Origin of the sequence: Vibrio genomosp. F10 str. ZF-129 (assembly GCF_000287055.2) — a bacterium.
GTDB lineage: Bacteria > Pseudomonadota > Gammaproteobacteria > Enterobacterales > Vibrionaceae > Vibrio.
In genome coordinates, this window is the sequence record NZ_AJYQ02000103.1 from 18,263 (window position 1) to 31,118 (window position 12,856).

14 protein-coding genes are annotated in these 12,856 nt (G+C 44.4%); all 14 read left to right on the forward strand.

Translation table 11 applies throughout. The features are described from left to right. Nucleotides 1-4 precede the first annotated feature (4 nt). The 14 genes from A1QO_RS12175 (at nt 5) to A1QO_RS12240 (ending at nt 12,818) form a co-directional block, all read left to right on the forward strand. Nucleotides 5-1,441, forward strand: coding sequence for a hypothetical protein (locus A1QO_RS12175; RefSeq protein WP_017040243.1), 1,437 nt, complete (start codon nt 5-7; stop codon nt 1,439-1,441). After that, nucleotides 1,441-2,085: a type 4a pilus biogenesis protein PilO gene (gene pilO, locus A1QO_RS12180; RefSeq protein WP_017040242.1), complete on the forward strand. Its 645-nt coding sequence runs from the start codon at nt 1,441-1,443 to the stop codon at nt 2,083-2,085. The genes A1QO_RS12175 and pilO overlap by 1 nt, the downstream gene beginning before the upstream one ends. A 42-nt stretch (nt 2,086-2,127) precedes the next feature. After that, nucleotides 2,128-2,493, forward strand: a complete 366-nt coding sequence (locus tag A1QO_RS12185; protein ID WP_017040241.1) for a hypothetical protein — start codon at nt 2,128-2,130, stop codon at nt 2,491-2,493. Nucleotides 2,494-2,508: 15 nt separating this feature from the next. After that, nucleotides 2,509-4,143, forward strand: a complete 1,635-nt coding sequence (gene mshL / locus A1QO_RS12190) for a pilus (MSHA type) biogenesis protein MshL (protein ID WP_017040240.1) — start codon at nt 2,509-2,511, stop codon at nt 4,141-4,143. A 19-nt stretch (nt 4,144-4,162) separates the two neighbouring features. After that, entirely contained in the window at nt 4,163-5,005 is an 843-nt protein-coding gene (locus A1QO_RS12195; protein WP_017040239.1) for an ExeA family protein, read from the forward strand. Then, nucleotides 5,005-6,234 carry a tetratricopeptide repeat protein gene (locus A1QO_RS12200; RefSeq protein ID WP_017040238.1) on the forward strand — a complete coding sequence of 410 codons (1,230 nt, stop codon included), beginning with the start codon at nt 5,005-5,007 and terminating at the stop codon, nt 6,232-6,234. The genes A1QO_RS12195 and A1QO_RS12200 overlap by 1 nt, the downstream gene beginning before the upstream one ends. Continuing rightward, nucleotides 6,224-7,954 (forward strand): GspE/PulE family protein, encoded by a 1,731-nt coding sequence (locus tag A1QO_RS12205; protein ID WP_017040237.1) that lies wholly within the window; start codon nt 6,224-6,226, stop codon nt 7,952-7,954. Before A1QO_RS12200 ends, A1QO_RS12205 begins: the two co-directional genes overlap by 11 nt. Nucleotides 7,955-7,977: 23 nt before the next feature. Beyond that, nucleotides 7,978-9,198 (forward strand): type II secretion system F family protein, encoded by a 1,221-nt coding sequence (locus A1QO_RS12210; protein ID WP_017038239.1) that lies wholly within the window; start codon nt 7,978-7,980, stop codon nt 9,196-9,198. A gap of 1 nt (nt 9,199) precedes the next feature. Beyond that, nucleotides 9,200-9,664, forward strand: coding sequence for a hypothetical protein (locus tag A1QO_RS12215; protein ID WP_017040236.1), 465 nt, complete (start codon nt 9,200-9,202; stop codon nt 9,662-9,664). A 74-nt stretch (nt 9,665-9,738) separates the two neighbouring features. Next, nucleotides 9,739-10,314, forward strand: coding sequence for a prepilin-type N-terminal cleavage/methylation domain-containing protein (locus A1QO_RS12220; RefSeq protein WP_017035378.1), 576 nt, complete (start codon nt 9,739-9,741; stop codon nt 10,312-10,314). A 34-nt stretch (nt 10,315-10,348) separates the two neighbouring features. Next, nucleotides 10,349-10,885 (forward strand): type II secretion system protein, encoded by a 537-nt coding sequence (locus tag A1QO_RS12225; protein ID WP_017040235.1) that lies wholly within the window; start codon nt 10,349-10,351, stop codon nt 10,883-10,885. Nucleotides 10,886-11,029: 144 nt separating this feature from the next. After that, nucleotides 11,030-11,551 (forward strand): pilus assembly FimT family protein, encoded by a 522-nt coding sequence (locus A1QO_RS12230; RefSeq protein WP_017038237.1) that lies wholly within the window; start codon nt 11,030-11,032, stop codon nt 11,549-11,551. Continuing rightward, nucleotides 11,542-12,126 carry a prepilin-type N-terminal cleavage/methylation domain-containing protein gene (locus A1QO_RS12235; protein ID WP_017040234.1) on the forward strand — a complete coding sequence of 195 codons (585 nt, stop codon included), beginning with the start codon at nt 11,542-11,544 and terminating at the stop codon, nt 12,124-12,126. Before A1QO_RS12230 ends, A1QO_RS12235 begins: the two co-directional genes overlap by 10 nt. Further along, nucleotides 12,126-12,818 carry a PilW family protein gene (locus tag A1QO_RS12240; RefSeq protein ID WP_017035382.1) on the forward strand — a complete coding sequence of 231 codons (693 nt, stop codon included), beginning with the start codon at nt 12,126-12,128 and terminating at the stop codon, nt 12,816-12,818. The genes A1QO_RS12235 and A1QO_RS12240 overlap by 1 nt, the downstream gene beginning before the upstream one ends. Nucleotides 12,819-12,856 lie beyond the last annotated feature (38 nt).

Sequence of the window (12,856 nt, forward strand, 5' to 3'; positions counted from 1 at the left end):
GTGGATGAATATAAAGTCCCTCATAGATAAATTTAGACCGACAAAAAAGCAGCACTCCAACTTATTGGCGATAGTGGAGCCTGATGCCATCTACTTTTCAAAGCATTCGGTGTACACATTACCGAAAATAGCGCTTGATCATGGACATTGGCCGCAGGCCCTCGCCACACACTTAAAAACGCACTCTGTTGAAAATGTCACAGTCAGTGTGGTTCTGAATTCAAGTCTGTATCAAACCTTTCAAATAGATACCCCTAATGTGCCTCAAGAAGAGCTGTCTATTGCTCTGCCATTTTTGCTCAAAGATCTCGTCACAGAGAAAGTAACGGACATTGTTGCCGATGCCTTTACTTTGCCTAGTGGCAATAAAACTCAAGCTTATGTGATCAAAAAATCACTTATTACTGAGCTGACTCATCTTTTGGCTGAGCAGAAATGCTCTTTAGATGAAGTGCTGACAGAAGACGATGTATGGGGCATTGCTTCATCTGAATTAAGCAGTTACTTGTTGTTGCAGCGCAGTGTTAAGGGCAGTTATAAAATCTGTGCGTTTCACGAAGGAAAATGTGTATTTCAACGCACTATTCGTAATGTCGTTTCACCATTAACTGGAACAGCAAGCTCCGATTTTCAGCTCGATGGCATGGCTTTGGAATTGCAGCGTTCGATTGATTACCTATCGTCTCAGCTTAAAGGTGTGCCTTTACACACGCTTTTCACCAGTTGTGATGAAGAAGATCAGCAAGAGTTAGCCGAAGCATTAGACGAACGATTAAACGTTAAAGTTAAGCCATTATCAACGGAACTCATTGGGTCTGGAGATTTTCTCGCGGTTACCGCTACACATTTGATGGGCGATCACATTAATCTTTACCCCGATCATTTGCGTCCTCAAAAACAGTATTTTACGTTTCAAAACGCTGCGACCTCTTGGGTTCTAGTTGCAGCACTGCTCTTAGCATGCAGTGGTTATTATCATTACAGTTCATTACAGTTAAAAGCAGAATTGAAACTCCAGCAGCAGCAATCGGCACAACTGGCTCAGCAAGCTCAAAAGCTGAGAGAGCAGTTAGAGAAGCACAAACCGTCTCCAGAAAAAGTGGCCGCTGTTGCCAGGCTAAAAGATCAAATTCAATCGCACAACCGCTCATTAAATGCGATTGGTGATTACAATCAGTCTCAGCGACAAGGTTACGCAGGCGTAATGGGTTCTTTAGCGAATATTGGAAGGAATGATATTTCGTTGGTGAGTATTCGTATCGACAACCAAAAACTGAATTTACAAGGTTTAGCTAAAAATGCTGAAACGGTGCCCAATTGGGTTCACCAGTTTAGAGAAGAGCTTAACTTGGTAGGTCGATCGTTTGAAAAGCTGAAAATAGGCAGAAATGAACAAGATGTCATTACATTCGAATTGCGAACGCAGGAGGATGTAAAATAATGAAGCAAGCATTAGGAAAAATAGAGGCTAAATTTTCGGATCTTTCCCAGAGAGAAAAGTGGCTCATTACACTGGGTGGCTTCGCCGTCACGGCCTTGGTCATGTTTACATTTGTCTTTGAACCCGCAATGAAAACGGATAATGAATTGTCGCGTCAAAACGTCGCAACCAAATCTGAGATTCAGAGATTACAGGGCGAGATCCTAGTCTTGACCGCTAAGCTGAAAAAAGACCCAGACCAAGAAATCGATATTGAGCTGAATAAACTCCAGAAACAGAGTCAATCCTTATCGCAAGAGTTAGCCGATGTGATTGATACTTTGATTTCACCTTCTCAAATGACTCTGCTGTTGGAAGGTGTTTTGTCTGAAAGTAAGCAACTTCACCTGGTTTCATTGGAAACGCTAGGCGCAGAGTCCATTGCAAAAGGACAGGATAAAGAGGGTAATTACTATCTGCACCCAGTTCGAATTGAAATGACAGGCCGATTTTTTGATATCCTCACCTACTTACAAACGCTTGAGGCGATGCCTGCCAATTATTATTGGCGCAGTTTTCAATATCAAGTGGAAGAGTACCCCGAAGCACGACTGATTTTGGAAGTCTACACTTTAGGGGCTCGTAAAGAGTTTATAGGGGGCTAGCCAGCAATGAGATTAAAGACTCAATTAAAAATACGATTGAAGATGTCGTTGAAAATCACGTTACTGAGTCTCGCTGTATTGGGCTATTCCGTCAATGCTTCAGATAATGTGTCAGACAAGCCGAATCAAAACACAGCCCAAGACCCTACGGCGCCGTTAGGGTGGCAAAAAAAAGATTCTTCTACCTCGACAGCGAAAAAAACCGTTGTTTACCGATTACCGACACTCAAAAGTATCGCATGTGATCATGTGAATCGATGTAATGCCGTTCTTAACAATAGTGTTGTCGAGACCGGAGATAAATTAAATGGATACCAAGTCCGTCAGATAACTGATGAAAAAGTGACTTTGGTACGTGGAAGTAAGCTTTGGACATTAGAGCTTTTTTCGTTAGATATTAAGAATTAAGGTAATAATAATTCTATGCGTAAAATCGTACTTGCTATCGCTATCGTATCTCTATCTGGATGCTCAATGGGCCATCGAGATCCAGTAGAAGCAAAAGCCGCCATCAACGAAGCCATTAATGAAGCCAATAGCTTAGGCCTCAATGATCTTCCTGCTTCTGTGCAGCAAGATTTAATGCCAAACATTGATGGTGTAAACCTATCCTCAGCGCAGAACGTCAAGCGCTTTAGAGTTCGAGCGGATGGCGTTGAGGCCAGTACCTTTTTTGCCAGTTTAGTCAAAGGAACCGACTACAGCGCAGCGATACACCCTTCAGTCGAAGGAAATATCACCGTTAACTTAGCTGATGTCACCTTAGATGAAGTGCTTTCTGTGGTTCGTGATATGTATGGCTACGAAGTAGAACGAAAAGGTAAGGTGATTCAGGTATATCCAGCTGGTATACGCACGGTCACTATACCAGTCGATTACTTACAGATGCAGCGTAAAGGCCGCTCTCTGACTTCGATCACCACGGGAACGATTACCAATACGGATTCAGGTTCATCGTCTTCAGATAATTCATCTAATCGTTCATCTTCTTCAAGCTCATCAGGATCTTCATCGACAAGTTCATCAACAAGCTCTAAAGGCGGCACTGAAATTGAAACGATCAGTGAAAGTGACTTTTGGCCACAACTACAGGCCGCTGTATCTCAATTAATTGGCAGTGGTGAAGGTCAAAGTGTGGTGGTTACTCCGCAAGCCAGTGTGATTACAGTACGTGCCTACCCTGATGCCATCCGTGAAGTGAAGCACTTTTTGAATGTTTCTCAAGAGCGCCTACAGCGTCAGGTTATTCTGGAAGCTAAGATTTTAGAAGTGACCTTAAATGATGGCTACCAGCAAGGTATTAACTGGTCCAACATTTCCATCGGCGACAGCAAAGTGGTGATTGATAGGCTTGGCTCATCAGCGCTACCTGGGCTTGATGCGATCGGGAGCTTATTAGGTGGACAAACAAATGTAACCGTTTCTGATGGCAGCTTTGAAGCCGTGTTGAGCTTCATGGACACACAAGGTGATTTGAATGTTCTTTCAAGCCCTCGAGTTACCGCAGCAAACAACCAAAAAGCGGTGATTAAGGTGGGTACTGATGAATATTACGTGACCGACTTTTCTAGTGTGGTAGGCAGTGGTGATAATTCAGAAGCATCACCAGAAGTTGAACTTACACCATTTTTCTCTGGTATCTCGTTAGATGTAACGCCTCAGATTGATGATGAAGGTAACGTACTGTTGCATGTTCACCCAGCCGTTATCGATGTGAAAGAACAAGTGAAAGAGATTGGTTATGGTGGCAACACAATTAGCCTTCCATTGGCCCAAAGCTCGATTCGTGAATCTGATTCCATCATCAGAGCTCGTGATGGCGATGTTGTGGTTATTGGTGGATTGATGAAATCAAACACTTTTGATCAAGTATCCAAAGTACCGTTTTTGGGCGATATTCCGGCGTTAGGACATTTATTTAGAAATACCACCGAGCTTACTCAGAAAACCGAACTGGTTATCTTACTGAAACCAACCGTTGTTGGTGTAAATACATGGCAGAAAGAGCTCGAACGTTCACGTGATATTTTACAAGAATGGTTTCCAGATTCTGAATAACCGATTTCCAGGGTAAAGCATGTATCTTGACCACTTTGGTTTTAGCCAATACCCGTTTCATCTAACCCCAAATACTGGCTTGTTTTTGGGGTTAGAACCGCACTATGAAGCGATTCAAATGGTGACAGCGGCTCTGGATATGGGAGAAGGCGTAATCAAGGTGACTGGTGAGGTGGGCTCAGGAAAAACCATGGTATGTCGAATGCTGATCAATCACCTAAAAGATAACGTAGAGCTGGTTTACTTACCTAACCCAGTTCTAACGGGAGAAGAATTAAGGTTGGCGGTTTCCGCTGAGCTGGGGCTTGAGATTCACTCTTCAATGTCAGTTGTTGATAAGATTCAAACCAAGTTGATCGAACTTTCTAAATCGGGCAAGCAAACTGTGGTTATTGTTGATGAAGCGCAGGCTTTATCTGATGAAGCCCTAGAAGTGTTGCGCCTATTTGGAAACCTAGAAACAGAGCAGGCAAAGCTGCTTAATATTGTCCTGATTGGTCAACCAGAATTGGATGAAAGGCTTGAGCAGCATCATTTAAGGCAGTTTCGTCAACGCATCACCTTCAATGCGAAGTTACGCCCGTTATCGGTGGATGAAAGTGTGGCTTATATTGATACTCGTTTAACCCGAAGCGCGGCCAGTGAAGCGGTGTTTAGTCTTGCTATTAAGAAAGCGATTTGGCGGGCAAGCCATGGAAATCCTCGCCTGATCAATCAGATATGCCACAAGACTCTTATATTAGCTTTTGGCGACAAGGCTGAAAAAGTCAATAATCACCATGTTTATAGCGCTATTTACGATACGTTTGATAGCTGTAAACCAAAATTTAAAGCCCCAATTTTATGGGGGTGGAGTCACTAATGAGTACCATCAATCAAGCGCTTTCTGAACTTGCTGATAAAGAACAACAGGGTGCATCGGTTAAGATTGAAAAAGCTCAAATTAATAAGGTGAAAACTCGCCCTGTTTTACCTTGGGTTATTGGTGGCTTTTCAATCAGTCTCGCCATTGGTGGCTGGGCGGTATCGCATCAATCCGAAACCATCGATCGTTCTATAAAACGATCGATAGATCACTCAGTGGTGATCTCTGAACCGACCACGGTTGCAGTGGAATCCAATGATGCCCTTGAACCGAACTCAGTGCCAAGTATCGCTGAAGTGACCACGAAAACCTCTGCTCAGAAGGTCACGATATATCAAGCCCCCGCCGTTGAAAAAACGACAACAAAGGTCAAACAGCCTTCAACTCGTGTGGCTAAAAATTCAACGTCTGACGCGTCGGTTTCTAAAGCATCCGTTTCTAAAGCGTCCGTTTCTAAAGCATTGGTGTCTAAATCCCCCGAAGACCCAAAGCCAGTCGTCAGCAAATCGTCACCTCAAAAGCCAATATTACTGGCTAGCAATACATTGAGCCCTTCTCGCGTCAGTTCGAAGGCGGCAACCAAGTCAGAGCCTGTTGAGCAAGGTGGCATTATTGTTGAACAAGTCGAACTGACACCAGTTCAATTAGCTGAGAAAGCAGAGATCAGAGCTCGCAAAGCGATCGATAGTAACAACATCGATGAAGCGTTAAACAGCTACAAAGACGTACTTCGCTACACTCCTAAAGATGAAAACAGCCGACAACAGCTAGCGGCCTTATATTATGGTAAGGGGGATACTCGTAGAGCGTTTGAAATATTGCAAGATGGCATAAAAATCGATAACGACAGTGAAGCCTTGCGGATTGCCCTCGCCAAGCTGTTGATTAAAGAACAACAACCAGAAGCTGCACTCACTCCTCTTCTTCACCTAAATCATTCTCCGAGTGTGGATTACTTGTCTTTAAGGGCAGCGTTAGCTCAAAAAAATAGCCTTGATGATGTGGCATTGGAAACCTATCAGCAGCTTGTTTCTGCCGACAGTGCCAACGCTCGCTGGTGGCTGGGGTTGGCGATTCAACAAGAGCGAAATTCAAACATGCCAGAGGCTAAAGTCGCGTATCAGCAAGCACTCACGAAAGTCGGTCTTTCAAAGCAGTCTCAGACTTTTGTACGTGAACGGTTGAAATTGATTGATGCAATAAAGGAGAGCAGCAGTGCAAATTAAACTTCGTAAACGTCTTGGTGATTTGCTGGTTGAAGAAGGCATTATTACTGAGAGTCAGGTTGAGCAAGCACTCGCAGCCCAGAAAAGCACAGGCCGTAAATTAGGCGCCATGCTTATTGAGCTTGGCTTCGTAACCGAGCACCAGATGCTGACTTTTCTCTCGCAACAGTTGGCTCTACCTTTAATTGATGTGAGCCGAGCAAATGTCGACGTTGATGCGGTTCAACTGCTTCCGGAAGTTCACGCGCGTCGTTTACGTGCTCTCGTGATTTCTCGCAGTGGCGACACAGTACGCATTGCGATGAGTGATCCTGCGGATTTATTTGCTCAAGAAGCGCTGCTTGGTCAGCTTTCTAATTTCAGTTTAGAGTTTGTGATCGCGCCTGAAAGTCAATTGGTTGAAGGGTTTGACCGATACTACCGCCGCACCAAAGAGATCGCATCATTCGCCGAGCAATTGCAGGCGGAACATCAGGTCAACGATGCTTTTGATATTAACAATCTGGATGAAGGTGGCGACAGTGATGAAGTCACCGTTGTTAAGTTGATTAACTCTCTGTTTGAAGATGCGATTCAAATGGGGGCGTCTGATATTCACATTGAGCCAGATTCGAATGTACTGCGTTTGCGCCAACGTATCGACGGTATTTTACATGAAACGCTGCTGAACGAAGTTAACATTGCTTCCGCGTTGGTGCTGCGATTAAAACTCATGGCTAATCTGGACATTTCAGAAAAACGTTTACCTCAAGACGGTCGTTTTAATATTCGAACTAAAGGCCAATCGGTGGACATTCGTATGTCGACGATGCCGGTTCAATATGGCGAGTCGGTGGTGATGCGTCTTTTGAATCAGTCATCGGGCGTCAGAAAACTTGAAGAATCAGGATTACCTGCGGATCTTTTAGAAAAATTGCGTAAGCAACTCAAAAGACCTCACGGAATGATCCTAGTGACAGGGCCAACGGGATCAGGTAAAACCACCACCTTGTATGGCGCGTTGTCAGAGCTCAATCAACCGGGTAAAAAGATCATTACCGCGGAAGATCCGGTGGAATACCGTTTACCTAGAGTCAATCAGGTTCAAGTGAACCCAAAGATCAATTTGGACTTCTCCACCATATTAAGAACCTTTTTACGTCAAGATCCCGACATCATTCTGGTGGGGGAGATGCGTGACCAAGAGACGGTAGAAATTGGGCTGAGAGCAGCGTTAACGGGGCACTTAGTACTCAGCACCTTGCACACCAATGATGCCGTCGATAGTGCACTTCGTATGATGGATATGGGGGCGCCAGGCTACCTTGTGGCAAGCGCCGTCAGAGCCGTGGTCGCGCAGCGATTGGTTCGCAAAATTTGCACCGATTGTAAAGTAGAAGACGAAGTAGACGAATCGAGAAGGCAATGGTTAGCTGTGCGTTTTCCAAACCAAGCACATGCTCATTTTTCTCGTGGAAGTGGTTGCCAGAACTGTAACCTCACAGGGTACAGAGGCCGAATCGGTGTCTTTGAAATGCTAGAGCTAGAGCAATCGATGATGGACGCGTTACGTTCCGAAGATGCGGTTGGTTTTGCTGAAGCCGCGAGAAACTGCAAGGACTATAAACCGCTACTTGCGTCAGCGATGGAGCTGGCATTGCAAGGGGTGGTCAGTATCGATGAAGTGATGAATCTGAGTGAAGGTGACTCTTCAGGCATCAATAAAGCGATTTTAATGTAGGAAAGTGTTAATACAGGAAAGCTATGCCAACATATCAATATAATGGGCGTAACCTTGATGGCAGCAAAGCGTCGGGGCAGGTTGAAGCCGCAAACGAAGAGTTGGCGGCGGAGACACTCATGAATAAAGGGGTTATTCCTACTTCAATCACGGTGGGTGGCGACGCTTTTTCGTTCGACTTTGATTTAAAAACATTGTTTATTCCTGCTGTTCCTCTTGATGTACTGGTCATTTTTTGTCGTCAGTTATACAGCTTAACGAAAGCGGGCGTTCCACTGTTGAGGTCGATGAAAGGGTTGACACAAAACTGTGCGAATAAACAACTTAAAGAAGCGTTAGAAGAGGTTGCAGCTGAACTCACTAATGGACGTAGCTTGTCTGGTGCCATGCAACTTCACCCAAAAGTATTCAGCTCTTTGTTTGTATCGATGATCAGCGTCGGGGAAAATACCGGTCGTCTTGATGAAGCCTTGTTGCAACTTGCAGGTTATTACGAACAGGAAGTGGAAACACGTAAGCGGATAAAAACCGCCATGCGTTACCCAACGTTTGTTATCAGCTTCATTCTTGTTGCTCTGTTTATTCTCAATCTTAAAGTGATTCCCCAGTTTGCCACCATGTTCAGCCGGTTTGGCGTTGATTTGCCTTTGCCTACTCGTATTTTAATTGGGATGTCTGAATTTTTCGTCAATTACTGGGCCTTAATGATCGGGGTAATGGTGGGGCTGTTGTTTGCTTTTAAAGCCTGGCATAACACAATGGCAGGCCGAGAACGTTGGGATTTATTTCGCATTCGAACACCTATAGTCGGTGATGTGATCAACCGAGCGTTACTCTCTAGGTTCTCGAGAACCTTTGCATTGATGTTAAAAGCAGGGGTACCACTGAATCAATCACTCGCGCTTTCTGCTGAAGCATTGGACAACAAATACCTAGAAAGAAAGTTACTGGAAATGAAAGCCTCGATTGAAGCCGGTTCCACCATTTCATCGACGGCAATTAATGCCAATATATTCACCCCACTGGTCATTCAGATGATTTCTGTTGGTGAAGAAACCGGGCGAATTGATGAGTTGCTTCTTGAGGTCTCTGATTTTTACGACCGTGAAGTGGATTACGATTTGAAGACGTTAACCGCGCGAATAGAACCGATTTTATTGGTTATTGTTGCAGGTATGGTATTGATTCTTGCGCTCGGTATATTCTTGCCAATGTGGGGCATGTTAGATGCGATGAAGGGATAGCATGCTGGTGGATAATGCTCGTTCACAGTTTGTTATTTGGTTATTGCTGGTGATCATTTTGGTGCTGAGTTTTATGTTGGCATGGAAAAACGTCGATGAGGAAGCAAGCGAAACAGCGCTATTGCTCGCAAGTAAAAGAGTGGTTGAGCGCGCCAGTTTTTACAAACAAGAGTGGTTGTTGCACAAGCAGCCATCTAAACTTGTTATAGACGGCCGTGAATTAGCCATGAGTGAGCAAGGATGGGTATTGCCGCTGGATCAAAATCAGCAGGTGAATTGCGCATTTTGGTTACAATTGTTATACCCGGAAAATCGCCAATGGCCTGCTTATAGTGAATCGGTCGAACGCCATGATAAAGGTGTGAAATATCAATGTAGATATCTCTATGCCAGTGATCAAGTGATTGTTATTCAGTTAGATAATGGCAATTTTACGGTCAGCGTCGATTTTCTAACACAAGTGTAAAAATTGACAGATTACTAATAGAAAGTAACAAAAATTACCGTATAATACGCCATACGAATTAAGTGAGTAAAAAGATGAATAATAAACAAGCTGGTTTCTCATTAGTAGAACTCGTGGTCGTGATTGTTGTGGTTGGGCTTTTAGCCGTTGCCGCATTACCGCGTTTTTTAGATGTGACCGATGAAGCGAAAAAAGCCAGTATTGAAGGCGTCGCTGGTGGTTATGCTACCGGGGTATTGTCTGCTCGCGCGCAATGGGAAGCGGAAGCTCGCCCTTCTGAAACACTTAGTAACGAAAAATACAACACCGTGAACTACGATGGTGTTGAATTCTGGCTAACGCGTTCTCGTTCTAGCAACGGTACAGACACCGGTTTTCGCGATGGCTACCCATTTGCTCTGAATACCGGTAATGGTGCATTCCCTACAACGCTTTCAGATCAATATTGTATTGATTTAATGGATAATTTGTTACAAAACCCGCCAAAAGTTGATACGGTGGCTAACGCAGCAACAGATTCTAACGTGAAGTATTCTGCTCAAGCGAATGACACGGACTACACTTGTACTTATGTGCAGCAAGAAGGTGGTACCAATCATGAGTTTGTTTATGAAATTGAAACAGGTCGTGTGACCGTAACCTTGCAGTAACTCTGCATTAATGAAAAATAGAGAGATTTTGGCTATGAAAAGACAAGGCGGTTTCACCCTGATTGAGTTAGTGGTGGTGATTGTTATTTTGGGTATTCTTGCGGTTACTGCAGCACCTCGTTTCTTGAATTTGCAAGATGATGCTCGCCAAGCCACTTTGGAAGGTTTGAGAGGAGCTGTAGCCGGTGCTATGGGAATCACCTACGGAAGAGCTGCTATTAATGGGATTGAAACTCAGGGGTATACCGCATTTGTAGATGCTGACAACCCTGGGACAGTCATTGATGATATAGCACATAACTTTGGTTACCCTACTGCAGTAGATAACGATGCAGGTAATTTAGGTGGAATTGTTCAGTCTGTAGATTTATCGGATGATTTTGTGGTTCTAGCTTCTGCAGAAGGTGATGCAACAGATCAAACGAATGCTTGGATTGATTTAGGTCTAGCTGGTTTTACTGATAGCTGTGTTCGCTATACAGCAGCAACAGGTACTGGTAATGATCAAATCGCAACAGTAGCCGTTATTCCAGGAGTTGCTGGTTCGGATTGTGGAGCGCCAGCACCGTAAGTAATTTATTTGAAAATGGCCAGCATCGCTGGCCTTTTTTAAGCCCGTCATAAACACACTATTTAGCACATTACCTTTCTTATCTTTTACTATAATATTAATTACTTAGTTTTTATTTTATTGCTGTCAAAGCTCAGGTGACTCATGGACGACCGACGCTCAATACAACAAGGCTTTACTCTGGTTGAGTTGATTGTGGTTATCTTATTGATAGCGATTGTCTCGGTGTACGCCACAAGCCGTTATCTTGGTACTTCAAGCTTTTCTGCCTTTACCGCACAAGAACAGATCATCTCGGTGATTCGCCAGGTTCAAGTCAATCGCATTCAAACCAATATTCCTGATCTTTATACCTATTGCAGTGACGCTAGTAACCCTGATCTTCAAGAGCTCTGTCTTCGCAGTCGAATCACCGCGAACGCCAGTTGTATTGGTAGTTCAAGCGGCTGTAGTGCAAGTGACCCAAGTGCTCGGAGTGATCTCGTGGTCGCCGATCAAGTCGCCTTCAGTACTACGCCTTCTGTTTCCCAAATCACTTTTGATCTGCTAGGCAACCCACTTGACGCTGCCAGTGGTGGCGTCAGTATTGCCATTACCGCAGGTCAAAGTGCGGCCAATGTGTGCATAAACTCTCAAGGTTATGTTTATGGCGGAGCATGCTTATGAAGCTTCCCAAAGGATTCACTCTCATAGAAAGCGTGATTGCTATTGTGATCATGGGCTTTGCGATGCTCGCTCTCACCAGCTTTCTATACCCACAGATCGAACGTTCTGCGGCGGTTCAATATCAAACTCGTGCCGTCACCTTGGGCCAAAGTATGCTCAGCCAAATTTTAGCGCGTGGCTTTGACCACAACAGTGATTTTGATGGTGGAACGGTGCGTTGTGGAGAAATTGCTAGTGGTGCTTTAACTTGTACACCGTTTGATGCTCTAGGAAAGGATGGAGCAGAAGCCAAGCCCAGTGATTTTAACGACGTCGACGACTACATCGGTTGCTGGAGAGGCGCCAACAGCTCAGAGTGTGGAAGTGTTACGCCAACGTATTCGTTAACCGATATTCTAGGGGCGGATATTTCAGCGCAATACAACAATTTCACTGTGATTGTTGCAGCCACGTATGTTGACCCAACCTCTTTTTCAGACACAACCAGCATTACGACGATGAAAAAGATCACCGTACAGATCCAAGCAGGAAAGTGGGGCGATTACCGCTTTTTCGGATATAAGGGAAATTACTGATGAAGCGCAACGGCTTTACACTCATTGAAATGGTGATGACGATCATCGTCGGGGCTATTTTGGTGCTTGGCATTGCAGGCTTTATCGAACTGGGCATGAAAGGCTATTCCGATACCGTTGACCGACAGAGAATGCAAACTCAAGCTCGATTTGTGTTGGAAAAAATATCGCGTGAAGTCAGACACTCAATTCCTAATAGCATTTCTGTCTCAGGAGCCACAGACAAGTGCCTTTCGTTTTACCCTATTTTGTATTCAGGCTTCTATTCTGTTTCTGCCGCTAATAACCTCAGCCTGTCATTCTTGGTTGGGAATGATTCTCCTCCCGCGAGTTATGACGGCCTCTCTATGATCATTAACCCAAGCCAACAGAGTGACCTTACCAACACCGATATCGCTATCCCTTTATCTGGCACGAATACCACGGTGACACTCACTCAGCCTCTTGCGAGTGAATCTATTGCAAATAGGCACTATATTTATAAAGACCTTGTGACTTATTGTTTTAACTCGGCCGGCTCTGCGATCACTCGAAACAGTGTTCAAGTTGCAGATAGCGTCACCGGTGGCGACATCAGTTACGATGCACCAACTTTACAGCGCGGCGGCGTCGTTCATCTTGACCTGGTCTTTTCTGATGACGGAGAAACCACGAGTTTCCAACAAGACATACAGGTGCTCAATGTTCCATAAGAATCGATTGTCCTATAGAAACCGATTGTCCAGCAAAA